The following is a 21,011-nucleotide window of genomic DNA, read 5'->3' as shown; positions in this document are numbered from 1 at the left end:
AGTCTCGTCATGCTTTATTCGTTGCGCATGCTCCTGTTAGGCCTGCATTTTCTGCTGGTGGGCGGCATAGGCCTGGTGATCGGCCTGTGCCGCCCCTTCAACCCCGACAACAGCCGGCTCTTCGCCCGGCTCTATAGCGTGCCGGCCACCTGGCTGATGCGTATCCGGCTAAAGGCCGAAGTCGGCCCGCTGTTCGATCACCCTCCCGGGTGCGTCATCGTCGCCAACCACCAGTCCAATTTCGACCTGTTCGTCATTGGCCAGGTGGTGCCGAAGCGCACCGTGGCCATCGGCAAGAAGAGCCTGGGCTGGATCCCGTTGTTCGGCCAGCTGTTCTGGCTGGGCGGCAACGTATTGGTCGACCGCAAGAACCCCTACCAGGCGCGCAAGGCACTGCAAAAGACCACGCATGTTCTGCATAACGACACCTCGATCTGGATCTTCCCGGAGGGCACCCGCAACCCGGACGAGCACCTGCTGGCCTTCAAGAAAGGCGCCTTCCACATGGCCATCGAAGCCGGCGTGCCGATCGTGCCAGTGTGCGTCAGCCGTTATGCCCGGCGCCTGAGCCTGAACAGCTGGCGGCGGCGAACGGTGATCGTGCGCTCGCTGCCACCGATTGCCACGGCAGGCTTGAGCCAGCGGGACATCCCCGCACTGATCGAGCAGTGCCGCAGCCAGATGCAGCAGTGCATCGACCGCATGGAAGCTGAACTGGCGAGCCACTAGGTTGCCCTCAAGCGCCTTACAGCCCAAGCTGTAAACCGTGTTCAACCGAATAAGTGGACAACCATGGGTCGAGTCGTGGCATCGGCGGTGTACAGCGCCGGCAGAAAAGTCACCAATATCAGCATCGACGAAGGCAGCGAATGGGCGTGCAAGCCTGGCCACTTCGTCTGGATCGGCCTGGAGGAGCCCAACGCCGAGGAGCTGGCCACCCTGCAGCGCCAGTTCAACCTGCACGAGCTGGCCATCGAAGATGCCCTGGAAAAACACAGCCGGCCCAAGCTTGAAACTTTTGGCGACGCGCTGTTCATCGTCACCTATTCGCCGGTGCGTCATGAGGGCAAGCTGGAGTTCATCGAAACCCACATCTTCGCCGGCAATGGCTACATCATCACCTGTCGCAACGGCCACTCCAAATCCTATGCCCTGGTGCGCCAACGCTGCGAGGCGCGGCCTTTGCTGCTGGAACACGGCGAGGACTTCGTGCTGTACGCGCTATTGGATTTTGTGACCGAGAACTACCAACCGGTCAGCGAAGCCATTCATGGCGAGATCGAGGAGCTGGAGCAGAGCGTGCTCGGTGGCTCGCTGCAGGAAGATGACATCCGTCGCCTGCACAGCCTGCGCCGCGATATTCTGCGCTTACGCCGCTACGTGGCGCCGATGGTGGAGGTGAGCGAGGAACTGCAGCGTTTGAGCTTCCCGTTCATCGACAAGAACATGCGCCCTTACTTTCGCGACGTGCAAATTCACGTTACGCGGCAGATGGAGGACCTGGCTGGCATTCGCGATATCGCCAGCCAGACCATCGAGATCGGCATGTTGCTGGAGTCGTCGCGCCAGAGCATCGTGCAGCGCAAGTTCGCGGCCTGGGCAGCGATACTGGCCTTCCCTACGGCGATTGCCGGGATCTATGGGATGAACTTTCAGAACATGCCCGAACTGGGGTGGCAGTACGGGTATTTTGGCGTGCTGGGGGTGATTGGGCTGGGGTGCACGGGGTTGTATGCCAGCTTCAAGAAATCGGGTTGGTTGTGAGATTGCCGGGGCCGCTTGGCGACCCCAAACCCTCACGCCAGATTACCCTTGTTCACCGGCTGCTCAATAAACCGCAACATCCACTCCCCCACCAGGTCGCCCTGATGCTCGGTGGCCAGGCTGGCCACGGCCTTGTGGTAAACCTCATCGCCCAGATACGCCTGGCGCGCATCCAGTAACGCTTTGGAGTAGTCGTGCACGAACTCCGGATGCCCCTGGAAGCACAGCACCTGGTCACCAATGTGGTAGGCGGCGTTTGGGCAGAAGTCGCTGGAGGCAATTACGGTAGCGCCTTGCGGCAACTCGGTCACCTGGTCCTGGTGGCTGATCAGCAAGGTCAGCTCGGACATCTGCGGGTCCATCCACGGCGCATGTGCCGCCAGTGAGTAACGGTGGATACCCACCCCCCAGCCCTGCTCCGCCCGTTCAGCCTTGCCACCCAGGGTCAGGGCCAGCAGTTGATGGCCGAAACAGACGCCCAGCAGCTTCTCGCCGCGTGCGTAAAGCTTCAACAGGTAGGCCTTGAGTTGCTGGATCCACGGATCGGAACCGAACGAATCGGCCTTGCTGCCAGTCACCAGATAGGCATCGAACACTTCATCGTCGGCGGGGTAGTCGCCGTTCATCACGTTGTACACACGAAACTCGGCGGCGATCGACTGACGCGAGAACAGCTGCTCGAACATCCTGCCATAGCCGTGGTACTGCGCCGTCAACTCCGGTCGCAGGACATCGGTTTCCAGGATGCAGATGCGTAACGACATAGGGATAGTCCTGAACGACATGGGTGGGAATCTGCTGTAGAGACTGCCGCGAAAGGCACGTACAAGCAAGTAGGCCGCACTGACGAACGGTCATATTTTGCCGGCGTATCGTTGGCGCCAACGCAGCGGTCTAGTGAGAGCATGCCAGCCAGCTGGCAATTGGCCTCATAACGCAATGAAATTAACTGACCTTACAATTAGAACAAAGGGTTCTCAAACATGGATGCCACACACCCTACTGTTGGTTGTATATGCACGTTCAAGAGGCAAGCAGACCAGGCGACAACAGTCGCCACTGCGATCGACCCGAGACGCGACAAGGAAGCCAACGGGTATTCAGGAATAACAACAAGAAGGCGGTCCGCCATGTTCAGACAATCAAAAATACGCCAAGCGGGGCTCATTGTCTTTGCCACGACTTTACTGCTGATCCTGCCGAACCTGACACGTTTGTTCGGCTGACGGCGGCTGTGGCGCCAACAGGCAACGCACAGGTAACCTGCCGGCCTTGATGGTCGGAGATTAACCATGCGCCAATGCCTTGCCCTACTCGCCTTGCTACTGAGCCTGCCACTGTCGGCGGCGCAGCTGCACCTGGAGGCGGGTGCACACTCGCGCCAGTGGAGCAGCGCTGAACTGCTTGGCCACCCGCAGGCCCAGGACATCCGCATCGAGCAGGACGTTTCCTATAAGCGCCCCATGCACTATCGGGCCGTACCCCTGGCTGCGTTGCTGCAGGGGGTAGGCGCCAGCGCCCACCTGCAAGCCGTGGCCCTGGATGGTTTTGCTGCCGAAATGCCCGCCGCCCCACTGCTGCAGGAAGGGCCGGCACGTGCCTGGCTGGCGATCGAAGACCCCGCCAAACCGTGGCCAGGGCTGGGCAAAGGCAAACCGAGTGCCGGGCCGTTCTATCTGGTATGGACGGCACCGCAAGCCAGTGGCATACGCCCGGAACAATGGCCGTTTCAGATCGCCACCATCCGCCGCCTGGCCTCGGTCGAACAGCGTTTCCCCGCGCTATTGCCAGACCCGAAGCTGCCGGCCGAGCACCCGGTGCGCCAGGGCTTTGCGCTGTTCCAGCAGAACTGCCTGGCCTGCCACCGCCTCAATGGTGCAGGTGACGCCCAGCTGGGGCCGGACCTGAACCTGCCGCACAACCCTACCGAGTACTTCCAACCGGCGTTTCTGCGCCAGCTGATACGTGACCCACAGAGCCTGCGGCGCTGGCCACAGGCGAAGATGCCGGGGTTTACAGAGGGTGTGCTGAGCGACCAGGAGCTGGATGCGCTATTGGCTTATCTGGGGCATATGGCTGGGCGCAAGCGCTGAGATGCTGGGGCTGCTTGGCAGCCCCCGGTCCATGAGTGTCAGGCGCACAACCGCTCGTGCTTGACACCCCACCCTTCGACTTCGCCGCCGTAGGGTGACACGAGCTGCTCGAACGTATCTTCGAAGTCGCCAATCCCTCCATAAGTGGCATACATGACCTTGCTCAGTTCAAGGTACCAGGCGCCGTCTTTCATTTCGCGCACCTGGGCGTTGAGGGACTCGCCACGAAATTGCCCGGCTGCACGACGTGCGCCGGCTTCGTCTGGGAATACTGCGTAGAACTCGATGGGATGGATACGGGTGAAATCGAAACCGCCAGCTTTCATCTGGCGCAGGACATTGCTGCTGATATCGTCGTTCTGGCTGCTCATGAATCGTCCTCCTGCAAAGCAATGGATAGACTTTCCGGGCACTACGTACCTGCCGGCGGTGCCGGGCAGATCGAGTTGTATAGAGCTGATGCAAGACGCGAATTGAAAGGTGCCGGCCCGCAGAAAAGGCTGGCACCTGGCTCCAGCGTAGTGCCTGGGCAGGCACCACGTCAACGCACGGATCAGGGCGCTTCGTGAATATCGGTGATGGTCACGCCAGTTTGCTCCTTGAGCCAGCGTGCCGTGGGGGATACTGTGCGGTCCTGGAAGTCGTTGAGGTCCAGCTCATCCATGACCGGAAACAGCTGCGAGCGAATAGCACGGGCCGCGTCTTCTTCGCTGGGGCACTGCTCGGCCCGCAGCTTCAATGACGTCGGTTCGCCTTTCTGGTCGGCAAAGATGACTTCCCACTCTTTCATTGGACGAGCCCTCTCAATCAAACAACGCCGGGTGTGTGACGTCTGTATAGCTTGACCTTGGGCGGGGGCAATTGTTCAGTTGGCAGGACTCTGTGGTGGCGTTCGGGCCGCTTCCACACTTGCCGACGAGGGGCCGCACGGCGGCCCCTGTTGCAGCGTTACTTCGGTGTGCCGTGCACGACACCTGCGGTGTTGTCCAACAGGCTCTTGGTCGCGGTCTGGATGTACGCTTCAAGCTTTTTCAGCATTTCCGGCTGGTCCGGGCTTTCGATCAGCTCGGCCTTGAACTCGCTGCCCAGTTGGTAGCGGTACATGCGCGGGCTCATGTCCTTGGACTCGATGAGGATGCGGTCACCCTGCACCAGGCCAACGATCTGCTCGCTGCCCGACGGCTTGATCATGCCAACGCCCTGGTCGCCCTCAGGCAGGTTGAGCAGGTCGCGGCCCCAGCACTGATGGCGGGTCTGGCCACCCAGGCGGCCCATGATGGTCGGTACGATGTCGACCTGGGTACCGACGGTGTGGTCGACCGCACCGAACTTCTCCTGGATGCCCGGGGCAATCAGCAGCAGCGGCACGTTGAAGCGGCCTAGGTCCAGTTCGGTGACCTGCTGGTGGTTGCCGAAGCCGTGGTCACCGACGATGACGAACAGCGTCTCCTTGAAGTACGGCTGTTTGCGCGCCTTCTCGAAGAACTGGCCCAGGGCCCAGTCGGAGTAACGCATGGCGGTCAGGTGCTCGTCCAGGCGGCCCTGGCCGGTGACCGGCTCTACCGGCAGGTCCTTGGGCAGCGCGTACGGGGTGTGGTTGGACAGGGTCTGCAGCAGCGCATAGATCGGCTTCTTGCCGTCGTGCTTGGCCAGTTCCTCGGCGCCACGGTCGAACATGTCCTGGTCGGACACACCCCAGGTCGGGTCGGAGAACACCGGGTTGACGAAGTCGTTACGGCCAATGAAGGTGGTCATGCCCTGGTTGCCGAAGAAACCGGACTGGTTGTCCCAGGCGAAGTCACCGTTGTAGACGTACACATCGTCGTAGTCGCGGGCGCTGAGCAGTGCCGGCAGGCCAGACAGCTTGTGGCCGCCTTCCGGGGTCTGCATCAGGTATTCGAAGCCTGGCAGGTTGGGGAAGCAAGCCATGGTGGCGAACATGCCCTGGTGAGTATGGGTGCCGTTGGAGAAGAAGCGGTCGAACAACAACCCTTCTTTGGCCAGCTTGTCAAAGTACGGGGTGATGTTGTTGGGGCTGCCCAGGGCGCCTACCGAGTGGCCGGCGAAGCTCTCCATGAGGATCACCACGACGTTTTTGATCGGCAGGGTGCGCTCGGCTGGCGGTACGAAGTCACGGCGGATCGCAGCCTCGTCGGCGTCGACCAGGGTATCGTGGGCGGTCAGCAGTTGCTCGCGCACGGTCTGCGTGGCCAGCGGCTGGTCCAGCACAGGCTTCCAGATATTGGCGCGGTCTTCGCCGAAGCGGCTCTTGGCTGCGTCAATCAGGGTCAGGGTGCCGTTCAGGCCAAGCTGGTTGACGAAGTTGGAGTCGGTGGTAAAGGCATCACCCCAACGCATCGGCGGGCCCTGGCGCAGGGTGCCACGGGCAGCAACCACGGCCACCAGCAGGATCACCATGAACACCGCCAGCCGGTTGTACCACTTTGCTGCAGGGCGCTGCAGGGTAGCGCCGGCCGACTGGCTGCCACGGGTCATGCGGTCGACGCCCTTGAACAGCAGGCTCAGCAGCCAGGTACCAACGACCCAGGCCAGCAGGTAGCGGACCACCGGGAAGCCGTACCAGAGCATGCTCATGACGGTCTTGGGGTCTTCCTTGATGTACTGGAACACCAGCCCGTTGAGGCGCTGGTGGAACTCGCGGTAGAAGTCCAGCTCCATCAGGCCGAGGAACATCACCACGCTCGAGGCGATGGTCAGCCACAGCCGGAACACGCCACGGCGGGCCATGGCCCAGGGGCTGAGAATGGCCAGCAGCAGCGGAATGCTGATGTACACCACCACCCGCAGGTCGAAGCGCAACCCGTTGAGGAAGCCTTCGGCGACGGTCGCATAGGGCGTATCGCCGATCATGTCGCTGTTGTAAACCAACAGCGCCAGGCGCACGAGGCTGAGCATCAGCATGATGACCAGGGCGCTGAGCAGCGTGTAGGCCAGGTGGGATTTCAGGGTCGGCGCGAACGACGCTCGCGCGCCCTGTCTCAAGGCATCCGTGTTAGCCATGAATGGGAAGGTCCTAGGATTGCGGGTTTGCGGAGATGGCGCTGGCTTATACCAACGCAGCATTGTGCGGGTGCGGATTCTGTTTAAACCAATGTGAAAATTTTGTCACGGCCGCATTTCTGCTTATTTCACGACCGTTGCCTGTGTGTGTGTGTGTGTGCGTGTGTAGGAGCGGCCTTGCGTCGCGAACGGGTCGCGCAGCGGCCCCGGGTTCTGTGGCGCAGCAAAAATCGCCGGGGCCGCTGCGCAGCCCGTTCGCGACGCAAGGCCGCTCCTACACACAGGGCGTCAGATGCGTATATTGCCCCTGGGCCCGGCAATCGCCCAGATCACCAGCCCGATCACCGGCAGCAGCGCGATCAGCAAAATCCACAGCACCTTGACCCCCACTTCGCTGCCGCTCTTGATCACATTGAGGATCGCCCAGATATCCAGCGCCAGAATGATCAGCCCAACCAGGCCATTGAATGTGGACCCCATGCCCGTTACTCCCCTGCAAAGACGTTGCAGCACAGCATAGCCAGCTATCACGTCGATAGAAGGGAATCCTTGGCCGATTGCGCGGGTCCTTGCTTAGACTGCCTGTATTCACTGATTCGAGGTTCGCATGCCACCCGCCCATACCGAAACGGCCACTTCCCCTTCGTTGCTGAGCGCCTGGCGACAACAGGTGGTGAACACCCCCTGGCTCAGCGCCGGCCTGGGCTTGAGCCTGCTAGCGGTCGTCGTGCTGCTGGCGGCGAGCCTGTGGAACGCGGTCAGCGGTGACCATGCCGACAACCTGCACCTGGCGTTGCTGGGCGGCCTGTCCGGTTTTGCTGCCACCGCCCTGGGGGCAGTCCTGGCCGTGGTGCTGCGCGATGTCAGCGCGCGCACCCAGGATGTGATGCTCGGTTTTGCTGCGGGCATGATGCTGGCAGCCAGTTCATTCTCGCTGATTCTGCCGGGCCTGGACGCCGCCCGCGAGATCACCGGCAACGGCCCGGCGGCGGCCTTCACCGTGGTGCTGGGCATGGGCCTGGGCGTGCTGCTGATGCTGGGCCTGGACCGTTTCACCCCGCACGAACATGAAAGCACTGGCCGATGCGGCCCAGAGGCAGAACGCATCAACCGGGTGTGGCTGTTCGTGCTGGCAATTACCTTGCACAACCTGCCCGAGGGCATGGCAATTGGTGTGAGCTTCGCCAATGGCGACATGAACATCGGCCTGCCGCTGACCAGCGCAATCGCCATCCAGGACATCCCTGAAGGCCTGGCCGTGGCCTTGGCCCTGCGGGCCACGGGGCTGTCGAACATGAAGGCGGCGCTGGTGGCGATCGGTTCGGGCTTGATGGAGCCGCTGGGCGCAGTCATCGGCCTGGGCATTTCCACCGGCTTCGCCTTGGCCTACCCGATTAGCATGGGGTTGGCGGCGGGGGCGATGATCTTCGTGGTGTCCCACGAGGTGATTCCAGAAACCCACCGCAACGGCCACCAGACGGCGGCGACCCTGGGGTTGATGGGCGGGTTCGGGGTGATGATGTTCCTGGATACCGCGCTGGGCTGAAGCGCTCGGTTGTCTGTGCCGGCCTCTTCGCGGGACAAGCCCGCTCCCACAAGTCTGAAGGTGCACTAAACCTGTGGGAGCGGGCTTGTCCCGCGAAGAGGCCGGTACAGCAAGCGATCAGGTCAAACGTGAACCGCGACCTTCAAAGCCTCCAAAGCCGGCTCGACCTTGATCCCGACTTCGGCCCCCAGCTCCTGCACCCGTGCCAAGTCGTGCTGGCCCACCATCACCATCTGCAACTCATCATCCAGCAACTGGCTGAAATTGAGCAGCACATAACCACCAGCCTCCTTGTTCAAGGCCCCCATCTGCACCTGGATACGATTGAGTGCGGTCAGCGGCTCGGTGCGCGCCAGCTGCTTGGCTTTGAGGGTGAATGGCACGCTCTTGTCGAACGAATCGGTGATGTTCTGGAACAGCTCTTGGTAGCTGTCTGCTTGGAACAACACGGTGTCCGGCAGGCTGCCGAGCACGACCCACTCACCCAAGGCAATGGGGAAGCTGTCGTCGTAGTTGATGTCCGGATTGGCCGCCAGGAAGGCGGCTGGGTCGGCGTAGGCCTGTGCGGCCTCGTCGGCGATGCGCTCGATGTCTTCCTCGCGCATGCAGCCGGCGCCAATGAGGGTGATGAGTTCGAGCAACTGGTTTTTCATGTAGGGGGCCTGCGGCGGGTGAAAAGTCGCCAAGGATAGCCGCAAACGCCCCCTCAGGGTTAGCCGGCCAGCGCTTGCAAGCGCGCTACCGCATCGACTGCGCCCATGGTTTGCGCGGCCATCAGCGCGGTGGCGCCACGGGCATCCTGGCGCGCCGGGTCGGCACCTTGGGCCAGCAAGTAGTCGATGATCTCGCGGCGGTTGAACATGGCCGCCAGCATCAACGCGGTGCGCCCGTCCTGGGCGGCGGCATCCACCGGCACGCCGTGCTCCAGCAGCAGACGGATCATCGCCAGGTCGCCTTTGAACGCAGCGCCGGCAATCGGCAGTTGCCCATTGTCATTGGCAAGCAGCGGGTCGGCGCTGTGTTCCAGCAGCACGCGAACCGCGTCGAGGTGGCCGTGATAGCTGGCCAACATCAGCAGGGTGTCACCCTTGTGATTGCGCAGGTTGGCCGGCAGACCGCTGGCAAGCAAGCGCCCGAGCATGTCGGCATCGCCTTGGCGGGCACGCTCGAAGACCTGCTCGGCAAAGGCCGCTGTTTCGTCATCGGTCATGGCGGCGGGCGCGGGTTGGGTGGACATGTTGAACCTCCTGGCAGAAATGATTGCCTAATTTTTTGTCAGGCAAGCCCGGCGGGTCAAAGGTTCAGATTCTATCGAGCCGATAGTTAACTCAGGGCTCGTGCAAAATGCACTGTGCAAAATGCACGACCATGCAGGTTGCACGAGACAGCCCTGGCGAAATAAGCTCAAGACATTGATTTTAAAGGACTTTTAGCTAGAAAGTTTTTTGGCACGGTCGCTGCAACCATCAACTCACGTCTGCCACACAACAGTCAGGAGTTGATATGGACCTCATCCAGGAAAAGTTCGTCTCGGTGTTTTCGGCCTACCAGGTCGCTACCCAGCCCCGCCCCGATGGTGGTGTCTTGCTGACCCTGCGTGCCGCTGATGGCAAGGTTACCCGCCGCGTGTTGACCTACGGGCAACTGCACAGCGCCGAGCAGCTGTCCTGGGCGATCAGCGCCATTCGCCGTGACCTGGCTGAACAGGCGAGCGAACTGCCCGTCATTACCATGCTGCAGAGCCAGCAACGGTTTGCATTGCCGACCTATCGCTGATTCTTTTGCCGGTTTCTTCGCGGGGCAGACTTGCTCCGCGAAGAAACCGGTACACGTATCACAGCTCGTCGATGCCCAAGAACGCTCGGGCAGTCTCGTCCCCAGTAAGCCTCGCCTGCATCCCCTGCTCACTGCCAAACAACCGCAACGCCACGCAGAACGGCGTCTCCCCCAGCTCTACCCAGCGCCGCGTGCCGGCCGGGACCACCAGCTGGTCACCCTTCTCGCACAGCACCGAATACACGAACCCACCCAGGCGCAAGCCCACCTGCGCCCGCCCGCTGACGACCGCAAACACCTCTTCGGCGTCATGCACGTGTTCATCACGCACATCGGCCTGCAGCGGGTCCGCGCCGTCACGGTTGAGTACCGCGAAGACCGTACTGCCATGGCCGGTCATCAGTTGATCGAGGTAGTCGCCGCACGCGGCCATGACCTCGTCTGTGGCGCTGCCGGGGCGAACCCTTAGCTCAAGCGGGCGGTGGACGAAGCGCACGCCCTGCTCGGCCAGCGTGGCCTGTATATCGTCGTGGTGGGTCAGCAGCTTGTTCGGCAGCTCCGGGCTGGACGGGTGGAAAACGCTGAGGATACTCATCAGTGGCGGGTCCTGGTCGATTGCGAACAAAGGGCAATGATAACGGCTGCGGCCAAGGCTGCGGCACTGGCCATACCAAAGGTGAAGGCTGGCCCCAGCAGGTTCCAGCTGTAGCCCGAATACAAGGCGCCAAGCGCACCGCCGGTGCCCGACAGTGCCGCGTACAACGCCTGGCCCTGGCCTTGCTGGCGCGCGCCGAAGCTGGCCTGGACGAACGCAATGCAAGCGGCATGAAAGCAACCGAAAGTAGCCGCGTGCATCACCTGGGCCAGCACGAGCACTGCCGGGTCATCCGCCAAGGTGCCAAGCAACAGCCAGCGCACGGCGGCCAACAGGAAGCTGGCCAGCAGCACCCGCTGCACGGAAAACCGCGCGAAGACCCGGCTCATGGCCATGAACACCAGCACCTCGGCCACCACCCCCAGCGCCCACAACAGGCCGATGGCGCCACGGCTGTAGCCCAGGTGCTCCAGGTGCAGGGTGAGGAAGGTGTAGTACGGCCCGTGGCTGAGCTGCATCAGCGCCACGCACACATAGAACGCGATAACCCCAGGCGCCCGTAGCTGCTGCACGAAGCCCCCCGCGCCGCTGCGCTCTCCCTGCTCTACCGGCTGGGCATTGGGCACCCACAGGCTGGCGGCGACGATGCCGGCCATGATCGTGACGAGGGCTACCGGGTAGATGTCCAGGCTCAGCCACTCGAACAACCGACCCAAGCCGACCACGGTCAGGATGAAACCGATCGAGCCCCACAGGCGTACCTGGCTGTAGCGGGACGTTTGCCCGTGCAGGTGGGCCAGGGTGATGACCTCGAACTGCGGCAGCACCGCGTGCCAGAAAAACGCATGCAAGGCCATGACCAGCGCCAGCCAGGCGTAGCTCTTGCCGAAGAAGATCAGGGCGAAGCTGGCCAAGGTGGACAACGCCCCCAGGCGCACGATCAGCAGGCGCTGGCCGGTACGGTCGCCCAGCCAGCCCCACAGGTTGGGCGCGATGCAGCGCATCAGCATGGGGATGGCCACCAGCTCGCCGATGCGCGCCGGGGAGAAACCCAGGTGGTCGAAGTACAACGCCAGGAAGGGGGCGGTGGAGCCCAGCAGGGCGAAGTAGAAAAGGTAGAAGCTGGACAGGCGCCAGTAGGGAATCGGGGGCATGGTGGCTCAGCCAGTTTTGTTGTTGCCGGTGCCGGCCTCTTCGCGGCTAAACACGCGAAGAGGCTGGCACCGACGAATCAGAGCTGGCCCAGCACCGGAGTACTGACCTTGACCTCGGCATTCTGCGCACGGTGACGCAGCAGGTGGTCCATCAGCGCAATGGCCATCATCGCCTCGGCGATCGGCGTGGCGCGGATGCCGACACACGGGTCATGACGCCCCTTGGTGATCACTTCGACCGGATTACCATTCACATCGATCGAGCGGCCCGGCACCGTGATGCTCGACGTCGGTTTCAGCGCCAGGTGCGCAACGATAGGCTGCCCCGAGGAAATACCGCCAAGAATGCCGCCAGCGTTGTTGCTGAGGAAGCCTTCCGGGGTCATTTCGTCACGGTGCTCGGTGCCACGCTGGGCGACACTGGCAAAGCCCGCGCCGATTTCCACACCCTTGACCGCGTTGATGCTCATCAGCGCATGGGCAAGTTCCGCGTCGAGGCGGTCGAAGATGGGCTCGCCCAGGCCCGGCATCACCCCTTCGGCGACCACGGTGATCTTGGCCCCAACCGAATCCTGGTCGCGGCGCAGCTGGTCCATGTAGGCCTCGAGCTCCGGCACCTTGTCCGGGTCGGGGCTGAAGAAGGCGTTCTGCTCTACCGATGCCCAGGTCTTGAACGGGATCTCGATCGGGCCGAGCTGGCTCATGTAGCCGCGCACGGTGATGCCCTGGGTGGCCAGGTACTTCTTGGCGATGGCCCCCGCCGCCACGCGCATGGCGGTTTCGCGGGCCGAGCTGCGCCCGCCGCCGCGGTAATCACGTTCACCGTACTTGTGGTGGTAGGTGTAATCGGCGTGCGCCGGGCGGAACAGGTCCTTGATCGCCGAATAGTCCTTGGACTTCTGGTCGGTGTTACGGATCAGCAGGCCGATCGAGCAGCCCGTGGTGCGCCCTTCGAACACGCCGGAGAGGATTTCCACCTCGTCCGGCTCTTGGCGCTGGGTAGTGTGCCGGCTGGTGCCGGGCTTGCGCCGGTCGAGGTCATGCTGCAGGTCGGCCAGGGAGATCTCCAGGCCCGGTGGGCATCCATCGACAATGGCGACCAACGCCGGGCCATGGCTTTCGCCAGCGGTGGTGACAGTGAACAGCTTGCCGTAGGTATTGCCGGACATGGACGCTCCGCGAGTCTGCCTGAGATGAACGAAAGCGGCAGTATACGGAAAATTTCAACAGGAATGGTCGTCTGTACTGGCCTTGCGAACCTTCACGCAAACATTAGGTCATATTCATCACCTCCCCACCGTAGTACCCCATGATGCCGCGCCTCGTCGCCCTGCTTTTCATGCTCTGTGCCAGCCTCGCCCAGGCCGCCTCCCCCACCGTCCTGCAACGCCCCATCGACCTGGACACCGGCCAGGGCGTGCTGCACGGCAGCCTGCTGTTGCCGCAGCAGGCCACCCCGCCCCCCGTGGTGTTGATCATCGCTGGTTCCGGCCCGACGGACCGCGACGGCAACAACCCGGCCTCGGGGCGTATCGACAACCTCAAGCGGCTGGCCCTGTTGCTGGCCGGCGACCACATTGCCAGCGTGCGCTTCGACAAACGTGGCGTGGCCGCCAGCCAACCGGCGACGCCCGACGAACGTGACCTCAGCGTCGAGCGCTATGTCGCCGATGTGGTGGCCTGGAGCCGCAAGCTCAAGGCCGACCCGCGTTTCGGCCCACTGATTCTGGTCGGCCACAGCGAAGGCGCGCTGATCGCCAGCCTGGCTGCCGAGCAGGCCGGCGCCAGCGCGGTGATCACCCTGGCCGGCAGCGGCCGGCCGCTGGCTGAGGTGCTGCGCGAACAGCTGGCCCAGCGCCTGCCGCCCGCCCAACTGGCCCGTGGCAGTGCCTTGCTCGACCGCCTGCAGGCTGGGCAGACCAGCCTGGACGTACCCGCTCCGCTGCGCCAGGTGTTCCGCCCCAGCGTGCAGCCCTACCTGATTTCGCTGTTCCGGCAGAACCCGGCGGCGGCGTTCGCGCAACTGCCGATGCCGGCGCTGATTGTCCAGGGCCGTAATGACGTGCAGGTAGACGTGACCGATGCCGAACGCCTGAAGGCAGCTAAACCTGATGCGCAATTGGTCTTGATCGATGGCATGAACCACATGCTGCGCATCAGCCCCAAGGGCATGAGCCAGCAACGTGACAGCTACCTCAACCCAGAGCTGCCTCTGGCTCGCGAACTGGGGGAGCGAATCGTGACGTTCATCCAGCATTTGCCATCGGCCTGACCCTCAGGTCTTGAACGCCGCTGCCGATAACGTGGGTGGTGGCGAGAATCCGGGGCCGCTGCGCAGCCCTTTCGCGACGCAAGGCCGCTCCTACAAAAAAGCACGCGATGCCCTGTAGGGGTGGCCTTGCGTCGCGAAAGGGGCACGCAGTGCCCCCTCAGGCTGCCAGCACGTACATAAGGACAGCCCTGATGACCATTGCCCCTACCGCCGTAGACCCGGCCGAACAGCCACAACCCGAGGACGGCGCCACGCTGCCTTGGGCAGACCTTGCCGTCGAACACTTCCAGCTGTTGCGCCTGGCGCCCCTGCCCACCGACCGCGCCACCGGCGCCCGCCCGCTGCGGTTCGTGCAGTTCGGCTATGCCGAGCGCCACGACAAGGCGCACAGCCTGCTGCGTATGGAAATCCAGCTGCCTGGGCAAAAAGTGCGCAAAGAGCAGAACCACCTGGACATCCGCGTCGACCACGCCGAGCGCCGGGTGCGCATTGGCAGCGACCAGGGCCTGCAACTGGAGCCGCTGAACCGCGGCATCGGCCGCTTCATGCTGGCCCAGGCCGTGCAATGGTTGCAGCGCAAGTGGTCGCATTACCAGGTCGAAGGCATGGCACTGCCGAACAAGGATGCCCTGAGCGAGGATTCACGCCTGCGCCGCGACCAGTTCCTGCATGGGGTTGGCATCAAGGTCGAATATGAAGACCCTCAGCACCTGAAAGGCCGCACCGTGGAAATCACGGTGGGCCAGCTCAAGGCCGCCTGGAGCAACGAGCGGCTGCAGCGGGTCGAGATTCTCGACGCGGCCAACCTGCTGCAGCAGGCCGACCAGCAGTTGCAAGAGAAGGAAGGCCAACTGCGTGAGCGGGATGAGCGTGTGGCCAAGTACCGGCGCGAAGACGGCGGGTTGCGCTTTACCATCACCTGCCTGGTGGCCTTTGCGGTGTTTCAGGCCGGGTTGCTGATCTGGATTGCAACCCGCTGAAAGGGTGGCTGCGGCCCCAAGTCAAACGCGGGCTTTGAACAGCTCCTGATGCTGGCGGCACTGCTCGGCCGTCAGCATGAACACCCCATGCCCGCCACGCTCGAACTCCAGCCAGGCAAAATCCACCTCGGGGTACAGCGACTCGACGTGCACCTGGCTGTTACCCACTTCGACGATCAGCAAACCCTTGTCGTTGAGGTGGTCTGCCGCCTCGGCAAGCATGCGCCGCACCAGGTCCAGGCCATCGTTACCGCAGGCCAGGCCCAGTTCGGGCTCGTGGTGGTACTCGGCCGGCATGTCATCGAAGTCTTCGGCGTCGACGTACGGCGGGTTGGACAGGATCAGGTCGAAACGCTGCCCTGGAAGGCCATCGAAGCCGTCGCCCTGCACGGTGTAGACGCGCATGTCCAGGCCATGCCGTTCGATGTTCTGGTTCGCCACCTCAAGGGCATCGAACGACAGGTCACCCAGCACCACTTCAGCCTCGGGGAACACTTCGGCCGCCACGATGCCGATGCAACCGGAGCCTGTGCACAGGTCGAGAATGCGCGCAGGCTCTGACGCCAGCCACGGCTCGAAACGTTTTTCGATCAGCTCGCCAATGGGCGAACGGGGCACCAGCACCCGCTCGTCGACGATGAACGACATGCCGCAAAACCACGCCTCGCCCAACAAGTAGGCTGTTGGCACACGCTCTTCGATGCGCCGCTTCAACAGGTGCTGCAGGCGCACGCGCTCGTCGTCCTCGAGCATGCAGTCCAGGTAGCTGTCGGCCACCTCCCACGGCAGGTGCACGGCGCCCAGCACCAGCAAGCGGGCTTCGTCCCAGGCGTTGTCGGCACCGTGGCCGAAGAACAGCTCGCGCTCGTGGAAGCGGCTGACCGCCCAGCGGATGTAGTCGCGCAGCGTGCGCAGACGGGATGTGATCACGGGGTACTCCTAATTCAGACCGTACAAAAGTCTAACAGCCCAACCCGCACAAATGTTCCTTCGGGTCGCTCAAAGGCTAGCCACAGGCCAGTAACTACGCCGCTTGCGATGTCAACCATTCCCATTGACGCCAAGGCAAGGGACAATAGGTATACAAAAGCCCTTCCAAGGAGCCCTTGATGTCCGTTCCAACCACGATGTTCCGCCTCACTGGCCGCGACTACCCGCCGGCCAAGTTGAGCCACGCCAGCCTGATCATCATCGATGCGCAGAAGGAGTACCTGAGTGGTCCCCTGGCGCTGTCGGGCATGGACGAGGCCGTGGCCAACATCGCCCGGTTGCTCGACGCTGCGCGCAAGAGCGGCCGCCCGATCATCCACGTCCGCCACTTGGGCACTGTCGGTGGCCGCTTCGACCCACAAGGCAGCGGCGGCCAGTTCATCCCCGGGCTGGAGCCGCACGATGGCGAAATCGTCATTGAAAAGCGCATGCCCAACGCGTTCAAGAACACCAAGCTGCACGACACTTTGCAGGAGCTTGGCCACCTGGACCTGATCGTCTGCGGTTTCATGAGCCATTCCAGCGTCAGCACCACCGTGCGCCGCGCCAAGGACTATGGTTATCGGTGCACCCTGGTGGAAGACGCCTCGGCGACCCGCGACCTGGCGTTCAAGGACGGGGTGATCCCGGCCGCGCAGATCCACCAGTGTGAAATGGCCGTGATGGCCGACAACTTCGCCTGTGTCGCCCCTACCGCCAGCCTGATCTGATCCAAAGGCCGGTAATTACCGCCCGGCAGCCGGGCGGAACCCAACGGGCGAGCGCAGGTCGAATTCCGGATATCCACAGAGAAAATCGGAATGAAGCTTAAAGGCAGTTTCGACGCCAAGCGCCTGCGCCCGCGCGAACCACGCAACTGGGGCGCTCGCCTGGCCGCCGGCCTGTCGGCCCTGCTGGCAACGCTGGGTGTGCTGCTGGCCATGGCCGGCATCGCCGGCCTGCTGGGCAATTACCCGGCCCTGGCCGAACTCAATGCCAACCGGCCGCTGTCGGCCACCCTCACGGCAGGGGGGTTGTTATTGCTGTGGCTGGGCGTGAGGTTTTGGCGGCGTAGCCGCATTCGCCTGCGCCGTGGCCGTGAGCTGAACCTGTCGCCGCATTTGATGAAAAAACACGACTGACGTTTCCACTGATGCCGCGAAGAAGCCCGCGCAGACTACACATGGCTGCACAGCCGCCCACAGTCGCGTAAACTACGCCGCCCACGTGGAGGCATCATGCAAGACAACGACTTTTCCCTGTTCCATGCCGAAGTGCGCGGCGTCAAGCCGATCAAGCACGACCGTGCCGAGGTCGGCAAACCCAAGGCCGACCGCAAGCAACTGGCCGGCCTGCGGCAGGCGGCCACCGTGCGCAGCGACAAGGCACTGGTGATCGATGGCATGTCCGACCAGTTCGTCATCGACGTCGGCGCCGAAGACGAGTTGATGTGGCGCCGTGACGGCGTGCAAGAAACCCAGCTGCGCAAACTCAAACTCGGCCAGATCGCCTTCGAGGGCAGCCTCGACCTGCACGGCATGACCGTCGAGAAAGCCCGTGAGACCCTCTGGGACTTCATCGCCGAGGCCACCAAGCTGGAAGTGCGCTGCGTGCGCGTCACCCACGGCAAGGCCGCACGCCTCGACGGCAAGCGCCCGATGATCAAGAGTCACGTCAACACCTGGCTGCGTCAGCACCCGCAAGTGCTCGGTTTTGCCTCGTGCAATGCGCGCCATGGCGGCACCGGCGCAGTCTACGTGATGCTCAAACGAACCATGCTTGAAGGACGCGACGAGTAACGCCGCGCTTGCAGCGCCGCCCTTGCCGCCGTACCCTTCGTTTTTGCGATTTTTCCCACAGGTAGATACATGTCCCTGGAACAGAACTACACCGAGATTCTCAGCCAGATCGGCGAGGACGTCTCCCGTGAGGGCCTGCTCGACACGCCCAAGCGGGCTGCAAAGGCCATGAAGTACCTTTGCCGCGGTTATGAGCAGACGCTGGAAGAAGTCACCAACGGCGCGCTGTTCACCTCCGATAACAGCGAGATGGTGCTGGTCCGGGACATCGAGCTGTACTCGATGTGCGAGCACCACATGCTGCCTTTCATCGGCAAGGCTCACGTTGCCTACCTGCCCAAGGGCAAGGTTCTGGGCCTGTCGAAAGTTGCCCGCATCGTCGACATGTACGCCCGTCGCCTGCAGATTCAGGAAAACCTCAGCCGCCAGGTCGCCGAAGCTGTCGAGAAGGTGACCGGCGCCGCTGGCGTGGCCGTGGTGATCGAAGCCAAGCACATGTGCATGATGATGCGCGGTGTCGAGAAGCAGAACTCGAGCATGATCACCTCGGTGATGCTGGGCGAGTTCCGCGAAAACGCGGCCACCCGCAGCGAGTTCCTCAGCCTGATCAAGTGATCGGCTGGTGATCCCGAGCCGACCCTGCGGGGTCGGCTTTTCTTTTCAGGAGTTGCCCATGATCGTCAAAGCCCTACGGGTTGGCCTCGGCCAGCTCATCGTGTTCGGCGACTGGATCAGCCGCCCAGCCAAGCGCAAGCGCGATGCCGCCGCCCAGGCGCGCGTCGAGCAAGCGGCCAGTAGCCTCGCGCTGTACCAGTTCCATGCCTGCCCATTCTGCGTCAAGACCCGCCGCACCCTGCACCGCCTGAATGTGCCGATGGCGTTGCGTGACGCCAAGAACGACCCGGTGCATCGCCAGGCGCTGCTCGAAGGCGGAGGCCGGGTCAAAGTGCCGTGCCTGCGCATCGAGGAAGACGGCAAGGTGAGCTGGATGTACGAGTCCAAGGCGATCATTGCCTACCTGGACAAGCGCTTCGCCTGACCTCTAGGCACGGGCCGGCTCAGCCCACCATCGGCACATGCCGAGGGTGGCTGGCCACCCGCTCCAGCCAGGCCCTGACCGCCGGGTAGTCCGCCAGGTCGAACCCACCCTGCTGGGCCACATGGGTATAGGCATACAGCGCCACATCGGCAATCGAATAGCGCTCGCCGACCAGGTACGGCGTCATCTGCAACTGCCGCTCCATGACCTTGAGCGCCTTGTAGCCACCTTTGTGCAGCTTGCGGTATTCCTCCAGCCGGTCATCCGGCAGCCCCAGGTAGAACTGAATGAACCGCGCCACGGCGATGTAAGGCTCATGGCTGTACTGCTCGAAGAACTGCCACTGCAACACCTGCGTGCGCAAGCGCGGCTCGGTAGGCAGGAAGTCACTGCCGTCGGCAAGGAAGTTGAGGATGGCGTTGGATTCCCACAGGTACGTGCCGTCTTCCAGCTCCAGCACCGGCACCTTGCCATTGGGGTTCATCGCCAGGAACTCGGGGGTCTCGGTCTCCCCCTTGAGAATATCCACCGGGTGCCACTCATACGGCCGACCCAGCAGGCTCAACATCAGCTTGACCTTGTAGCAGTTGCCCGACTGGTAGTCCCCATAGACCTTGTACATCGCCCTCCCCTCCCATGCAGTTGTGCATTCGTGCCCAATAGTTGGCGACTGTACGGCTAAAAGCAATGGCCGCTGTATGGCAAGGATCAACCTTGCTCGCGTTAGTCTGAAAAAACTGCTTACACCTTTACAAGGATTTTTTTCATGACCGATGCCACCTCCGCCCGCCTGCGGCCCCTGGCAGACAGCTCCCCGTCGGCGGTTGTCGCCGGCTTCATTGCCATGCTCACCGGCTATACCAGCTCACTGGTGCTGATGTTCCAGGCCGGCCAGGCGGCAGGGCTGACCAGCGCGCAGATTTCGTCCTGGATCTGGGCGCTGTCGATCGGCATGGCGGTGTGCAGCATTGGCCTGTCGCTGCGCTATCGCACGCCGATCACCGTGGCCTGGTCGACCCCCGGCGCCGCGCTGCTGATCACAAGCCTGGGCGGGGTGAGTTATGGTGAGGCCATCGGCGCCTACATCACCTGCGCCGTGCTGGTGCTGATCTGCGGCCTGACTGGCAGTTTCGAGCGACTGGTCAAGCGTATTCCGGCCTCGTTGGCCTCGGCGCTGCTGGCCGGCATCCTGTTCAAGATCGGCAGCGAGATCTTCGTCGCCGCCCAGCACCGCACGCTGCTGGTGCTTGGCATGTTCTTCAGCTACCTGCTGGTCAAACGTCTGTCACCGCGCTACTGCGTGCTGGCTGCGCTGCTGGTCGGCACCGCGCTGTCCGGCGCCCTTGGCCTGCTGGACTTCAGCGGGTTCAGCCTGGAAGTGGCAACGCCGGTATGGACAACGCCGAGCTTCTCGCTGGCGGCGACCATCAGCATCGGTATTCCGCTGTTCGTGGTGGCCATGACCTCGCAGAACATGCCCGGCGTGGCCGTGCTGCGTGCCGACGGCTACCAGGTGCCCGCCTCGCCGCTGATCTCGGCTACCGGGTTTGCCTCGTTGCTGCTGGCACCGTTCGGCTCGCACGGGGTCAACCTGGCGGCGATCAGCGCGGCGATCTGCACCGGGCCGCACGCCCATGAAGACCCGAGCAAGCGTTATACCGCGGCAGTGTGGTGCGGGATTTTCTATGGCATTGCCGGGGTATTCGGGGCGACCTTGGCGGCATTGTTTGCCGCGCTGCCGAAAGAGCTGGTGCTGTCAATTGCGGCCTTGGCGTTGTTCGGCTCGATCATGAACGGGTTGACCGTAGCCATGGGTGAGGCGCGTGAGCGTGAGGCGGCGTTGATCACCTTCATGGTCACGGCTTCAGGGTTGACGCTGTTCTCCATTGGCTCGGCGTTCTGGGGGATCGTGGCGGGGGTGTTGACCTTGCTGATCCTCAACCCACGTAGAGCCTGACGGTTTTTGTAGCTTGTGTCGGCCTCTTCGCGGGGCAAGCCCGCTC

At 63.0% G+C, this 21,011-nt stretch carries 25 protein-coding genes; 13 read left to right on the top strand and 12 right to left on the bottom strand.

All coding sequences use genetic code 11. The annotated features are described in order from the left end of the window. Positions 1-9: 9 nt before the first annotated feature. Both LJX93_RS06785 and LJX93_RS06780 read left to right on the top strand, forming a co-directional pair. The gene (locus tag LJX93_RS06785) at positions 10-729 is read left to right on the top strand and encodes a lysophospholipid acyltransferase family protein (protein ID WP_033700632.1); all 720 of its coding nucleotides are present in this window, start codon (positions 10-12) and stop codon (positions 727-729) included. 63 nt (positions 730-792) lie between these two features. Further along, positions 793-1,764 carry a magnesium and cobalt transport protein CorA gene (locus tag LJX93_RS06780; RefSeq protein WP_033700634.1) on the top strand — a complete coding sequence of 324 codons (972 nt, stop codon included), beginning with the start codon at positions 793-795 and terminating at the stop codon, positions 1,762-1,764. Positions 1,765-1,796: 32 nt separating this feature from the next. On the opposite strand, the gene LJX93_RS06775 is transcribed toward LJX93_RS06780, so the two are convergent. Beyond that, positions 1,797-2,528: an amidotransferase gene (locus LJX93_RS06775; protein ID WP_227696872.1), complete on the bottom strand. Its 732-nt coding sequence runs from the start codon at positions 2,526-2,528 to the stop codon at positions 1,797-1,799. A 528-nt stretch (positions 2,529-3,056) separates the two neighbouring features. Here LJX93_RS06775 and LJX93_RS06770 point away from each other — a divergent pair. Beyond that, positions 3,057-3,857, top strand: coding sequence for a c-type cytochrome (locus tag LJX93_RS06770; RefSeq protein ID WP_033700637.1), 801 nt, complete (start codon positions 3,057-3,059; stop codon positions 3,855-3,857). A 38-nt stretch (positions 3,858-3,895) separates the two neighbouring features. Here LJX93_RS06770 and LJX93_RS06765 read toward each other — a convergent pair whose 3' ends face one another. The 4 genes from LJX93_RS06765 to LJX93_RS06750 all read right to left on the bottom strand — a co-directional run bounded on the left by LJX93_RS06765 (position 3,896) and on the right by LJX93_RS06750 (position 7,358). Beyond that, positions 3,896-4,228 carry a ribonuclease E inhibitor RraB gene (locus LJX93_RS06765; protein WP_033700638.1) on the bottom strand — a complete coding sequence of 111 codons (333 nt, stop codon included), beginning with the start codon at positions 4,226-4,228 and terminating at the stop codon, positions 3,896-3,898. Between the two features lie 182 nt (positions 4,229-4,410). Beyond that, positions 4,411-4,647: a hypothetical protein gene (locus LJX93_RS06760; protein ID WP_033700639.1), complete on the bottom strand. Its 237-nt coding sequence runs from the start codon at positions 4,645-4,647 to the stop codon at positions 4,411-4,413. Between the two features lie 158 nt (positions 4,648-4,805). After that, positions 4,806-6,878: an LTA synthase family protein gene (locus tag LJX93_RS06755; protein WP_033700640.1), complete on the bottom strand. Its 2,073-nt coding sequence runs from the start codon at positions 6,876-6,878 to the stop codon at positions 4,806-4,808. A 288-nt stretch (positions 6,879-7,166) separates the two neighbouring features. Continuing rightward, complete coding sequence (locus LJX93_RS06750; protein WP_033700642.1) at positions 7,167-7,358, bottom strand: PLDc N-terminal domain-containing protein; 192 nt, start codon at positions 7,356-7,358, stop codon at positions 7,167-7,169. A 127-nt stretch (positions 7,359-7,485) separates the two neighbouring features. Between LJX93_RS06750 and LJX93_RS06745 the strand changes: the two genes are divergently transcribed. Continuing rightward, a complete protein-coding gene (locus LJX93_RS06745; RefSeq protein ID WP_033700643.1) occupies positions 7,486-8,424 on the top strand; it encodes a ZIP family metal transporter in 939 nt (312 codons plus the stop codon). A gap of 122 nt (positions 8,425-8,546) precedes the next feature. Here the strand turns inward: LJX93_RS06745 and LJX93_RS06740 are convergent, their stop codons facing one another. Together LJX93_RS06740 and LJX93_RS06735 are read right to left on the bottom strand one after the other, a co-directional pair. Then, entirely contained in the window at positions 8,547-9,077 is a 531-nt protein-coding gene (locus LJX93_RS06740) for a hypothetical protein (protein ID WP_033700644.1), read from the bottom strand. Between the two features lie 59 nt (positions 9,078-9,136). Beyond that, positions 9,137-9,661, bottom strand: coding sequence for an ankyrin repeat domain-containing protein (locus LJX93_RS06735; RefSeq protein ID WP_227696871.1), 525 nt, complete (start codon positions 9,659-9,661; stop codon positions 9,137-9,139). Positions 9,662-9,927: 266 nt separating this feature from the next. Between LJX93_RS06735 and LJX93_RS06730 the strand changes: the two genes are divergently transcribed. Next, positions 9,928-10,200 carry a DUF3509 domain-containing protein gene (locus LJX93_RS06730; protein ID WP_033700646.1) on the top strand — a complete coding sequence of 91 codons (273 nt, stop codon included), beginning with the start codon at positions 9,928-9,930 and terminating at the stop codon, positions 10,198-10,200. 58 nt (positions 10,201-10,258) lie between these two features. On the opposite strand, the gene LJX93_RS06725 is transcribed toward LJX93_RS06730, so the two are convergent. The 3 genes from LJX93_RS06725 to aroC form a co-directional block, all read right to left on the bottom strand. Continuing rightward, entirely contained in the window at positions 10,259-10,795 is a 537-nt protein-coding gene (locus tag LJX93_RS06725; RefSeq protein WP_033700647.1) for an oxidase, read from the bottom strand. After that, positions 10,795-11,949 (bottom strand): MFS transporter, encoded by a 1,155-nt coding sequence (locus LJX93_RS06720; protein ID WP_186663032.1) that lies wholly within the window; start codon positions 11,947-11,949, stop codon positions 10,795-10,797. Before LJX93_RS06720 ends, LJX93_RS06725 begins: the two co-directional genes overlap by 1 nt. Before the next feature lie 77 nt (positions 11,950-12,026). Beyond that, positions 12,027-13,118: a chorismate synthase gene (aroC, locus tag LJX93_RS06715; protein ID WP_033700649.1), complete on the bottom strand. Its 1,092-nt coding sequence runs from the start codon at positions 13,116-13,118 to the stop codon at positions 12,027-12,029. Positions 13,119-13,258: 140 nt separating this feature from the next. On the opposite strand from aroC, the gene LJX93_RS06710 reads away from it, so the two are divergent. Continuing rightward, complete coding sequence (locus LJX93_RS06710; RefSeq protein ID WP_033700650.1) at positions 13,259-14,221, top strand: alpha/beta hydrolase; 963 nt, start codon at positions 13,259-13,261, stop codon at positions 14,219-14,221. Positions 14,222-14,412: 191 nt separating this feature from the next. Beyond that, the gene (locus LJX93_RS06705; RefSeq protein WP_033700651.1) at positions 14,413-15,201 is read left to right on the top strand and encodes a hypothetical protein; all 789 of its coding nucleotides are present in this window, start codon (positions 14,413-14,415) and stop codon (positions 15,199-15,201) included. 21 nt (positions 15,202-15,222) lie between these two features. Here the strand turns inward: LJX93_RS06705 and prmB are convergent, their stop codons facing one another. Continuing rightward, positions 15,223-16,131, bottom strand: coding sequence for a 50S ribosomal protein L3 N(5)-glutamine methyltransferase (prmB, locus tag LJX93_RS06700; protein ID WP_033700652.1), 909 nt, complete (start codon positions 16,129-16,131; stop codon positions 15,223-15,225). 179 nt (positions 16,132-16,310) lie between these two features. Between prmB and LJX93_RS06695 the strand changes: the two genes are divergently transcribed. From LJX93_RS06695 to LJX93_RS06675, 5 genes are all read left to right on the top strand, one after another. After that, positions 16,311-16,901 (top strand): cysteine hydrolase family protein, encoded by a 591-nt coding sequence (locus LJX93_RS06695; protein WP_033700653.1) that lies wholly within the window; start codon positions 16,311-16,313, stop codon positions 16,899-16,901. A 90-nt stretch (positions 16,902-16,991) separates the two neighbouring features. Continuing rightward, positions 16,992-17,312 carry a hypothetical protein gene (locus tag LJX93_RS06690; RefSeq protein WP_033700654.1) on the top strand — a complete coding sequence of 107 codons (321 nt, stop codon included), beginning with the start codon at positions 16,992-16,994 and terminating at the stop codon, positions 17,310-17,312. A gap of 96 nt (positions 17,313-17,408) precedes the next feature. Next, the gene (locus tag LJX93_RS06685; protein ID WP_033700655.1) at positions 17,409-17,969 is read left to right on the top strand and encodes a Smr/MutS family protein; all 561 of its coding nucleotides are present in this window, start codon (positions 17,409-17,411) and stop codon (positions 17,967-17,969) included. Positions 17,970-18,038: 69 nt separating this feature from the next. Beyond that, positions 18,039-18,584 (top strand): GTP cyclohydrolase I FolE, encoded by a 546-nt coding sequence (gene folE, locus LJX93_RS06680; RefSeq protein WP_033700657.1) that lies wholly within the window; start codon positions 18,039-18,041, stop codon positions 18,582-18,584. A 58-nt stretch (positions 18,585-18,642) separates the two neighbouring features. Then, the gene (locus LJX93_RS06675) at positions 18,643-19,008 is read left to right on the top strand and encodes a glutaredoxin (RefSeq protein ID WP_033700658.1); all 366 of its coding nucleotides are present in this window, start codon (positions 18,643-18,645) and stop codon (positions 19,006-19,008) included. A 19-nt stretch (positions 19,009-19,027) separates the two neighbouring features. Here the strand turns inward: LJX93_RS06675 and LJX93_RS06670 are convergent, their stop codons facing one another. Continuing rightward, positions 19,028-19,630 carry a glutathione S-transferase family protein gene (locus LJX93_RS06670; RefSeq protein ID WP_033700660.1) on the bottom strand — a complete coding sequence of 201 codons (603 nt, stop codon included), beginning with the start codon at positions 19,628-19,630 and terminating at the stop codon, positions 19,028-19,030. Positions 19,631-19,774: 144 nt separating this feature from the next. Between LJX93_RS06670 and LJX93_RS06665 the strand changes: the two genes are divergently transcribed. Further along, positions 19,775-20,965 carry a benzoate/H(+) symporter BenE family transporter gene (locus LJX93_RS06665; RefSeq protein WP_033700661.1) on the top strand — a complete coding sequence of 397 codons (1,191 nt, stop codon included), beginning with the start codon at positions 19,775-19,777 and terminating at the stop codon, positions 20,963-20,965. The last annotated feature ends 46 nt before the right edge of the window (positions 20,966-21,011 follow it).

Origin of the sequence: Pseudomonas sp. HN2-3 (assembly GCF_020691745.1) — a bacterium.
GTDB classification, from domain to species: domain Bacteria; phylum Pseudomonadota; class Gammaproteobacteria; order Pseudomonadales; family Pseudomonadaceae; genus Aquipseudomonas; species Aquipseudomonas capeferrum.
This window is presented reverse-complemented; position numbering and strand designations above follow the sequence as displayed.

What these genes read in the sequence shown, in the direction of transcription:
- LJX93_RS06710 (WP_033700650.1), top strand. Translation starts at nt 13,259, where the DNA reads ATGATGCCGCGCCTCGTCGCCCTGCTTTTCATGCTCTGTGCCAGCCTC.
- aroC (WP_033700649.1), bottom strand. Translation starts at nt 13,118, where the DNA reads ATGTCCGGCAATACCTACGGCAAGCTGTTCACTGTCACCACCGCTGGC.
- LJX93_RS06760 (WP_033700639.1), bottom strand. Translation starts at nt 4,647, where the DNA reads ATGAAAGAGTGGGAAGTCATCTTTGCCGACCAGAAAGGCGAACCGACG.
- LJX93_RS06765 (WP_033700638.1), bottom strand. Translation starts at nt 4,228, where the DNA reads ATGAGCAGCCAGAACGACGATATCAGCAGCAATGTCCTGCGCCAGATG.
- LJX93_RS06725 (WP_033700647.1), bottom strand. Translation starts at nt 10,795, where the DNA reads ATGAGTATCCTCAGCGTTTTCCACCCGTCCAGCCCGGAGCTGCCGAAC.
- LJX93_RS06720 (WP_186663032.1), bottom strand. Translation starts at nt 11,949, where the DNA reads ATGCCCCCGATTCCCTACTGGCGCCTGTCCAGCTTCTACCTTTTCTAC.
- LJX93_RS06685 (WP_033700655.1), top strand. Translation starts at nt 17,409, where the DNA reads ATGCAAGACAACGACTTTTCCCTGTTCCATGCCGAAGTGCGCGGCGTC.
- LJX93_RS06750 (WP_033700642.1), bottom strand. Translation starts at nt 7,358, where the DNA reads ATGGGGTCCACATTCAATGGCCTGGTTGGGCTGATCATTCTGGCGCTG.
- LJX93_RS06675 (WP_033700658.1), top strand. Translation starts at nt 18,643, where the DNA reads ATGATCGTCAAAGCCCTACGGGTTGGCCTCGGCCAGCTCATCGTGTTC.
- LJX93_RS06745 (WP_033700643.1), top strand. Translation starts at nt 7,486, where the DNA reads ATGCCACCCGCCCATACCGAAACGGCCACTTCCCCTTCGTTGCTGAGC.
- LJX93_RS06775 (WP_227696872.1), bottom strand. Translation starts at nt 2,528, where the DNA reads ATGTCGTTACGCATCTGCATCCTGGAAACCGATGTCCTGCGACCGGAG.
- LJX93_RS06740 (WP_033700644.1), bottom strand. Translation starts at nt 9,077, where the DNA reads ATGAAAAACCAGTTGCTCGAACTCATCACCCTCATTGGCGCCGGCTGC.
- LJX93_RS06705 (WP_033700651.1), top strand. Translation starts at nt 14,413, where the DNA reads ATGACCATTGCCCCTACCGCCGTAGACCCGGCCGAACAGCCACAACCC.
- folE (WP_033700657.1), top strand. Translation starts at nt 18,039, where the DNA reads ATGTCCCTGGAACAGAACTACACCGAGATTCTCAGCCAGATCGGCGAG.
- LJX93_RS06690 (WP_033700654.1), top strand. Translation starts at nt 16,992, where the DNA reads ATGAAGCTTAAAGGCAGTTTCGACGCCAAGCGCCTGCGCCCGCGCGAA.
- LJX93_RS06780 (WP_033700634.1), top strand. Translation starts at nt 793, where the DNA reads ATGGGTCGAGTCGTGGCATCGGCGGTGTACAGCGCCGGCAGAAAAGTC.
- LJX93_RS06665 (WP_033700661.1), top strand. Translation starts at nt 19,775, where the DNA reads ATGACCGATGCCACCTCCGCCCGCCTGCGGCCCCTGGCAGACAGCTCC.
- LJX93_RS06670 (WP_033700660.1), bottom strand. Translation starts at nt 19,630, where the DNA reads ATGTACAAGGTCTATGGGGACTACCAGTCGGGCAACTGCTACAAGGTC.
- LJX93_RS06730 (WP_033700646.1), top strand. Translation starts at nt 9,928, where the DNA reads ATGGACCTCATCCAGGAAAAGTTCGTCTCGGTGTTTTCGGCCTACCAG.
- LJX93_RS06770 (WP_033700637.1), top strand. Translation starts at nt 3,057, where the DNA reads ATGCGCCAATGCCTTGCCCTACTCGCCTTGCTACTGAGCCTGCCACTG.
- LJX93_RS06785 (WP_033700632.1), top strand. Translation starts at nt 10, where the DNA reads ATGCTTTATTCGTTGCGCATGCTCCTGTTAGGCCTGCATTTTCTGCTG.
- LJX93_RS06695 (WP_033700653.1), top strand. Translation starts at nt 16,311, where the DNA reads ATGTCCGTTCCAACCACGATGTTCCGCCTCACTGGCCGCGACTACCCG.
- LJX93_RS06755 (WP_033700640.1), bottom strand. Translation starts at nt 6,878, where the DNA reads ATGGCTAACACGGATGCCTTGAGACAGGGCGCGCGAGCGTCGTTCGCG.
- LJX93_RS06735 (WP_227696871.1), bottom strand. Translation starts at nt 9,661, where the DNA reads ATGTCCACCCAACCCGCGCCCGCCGCCATGACCGATGACGAAACAGCG.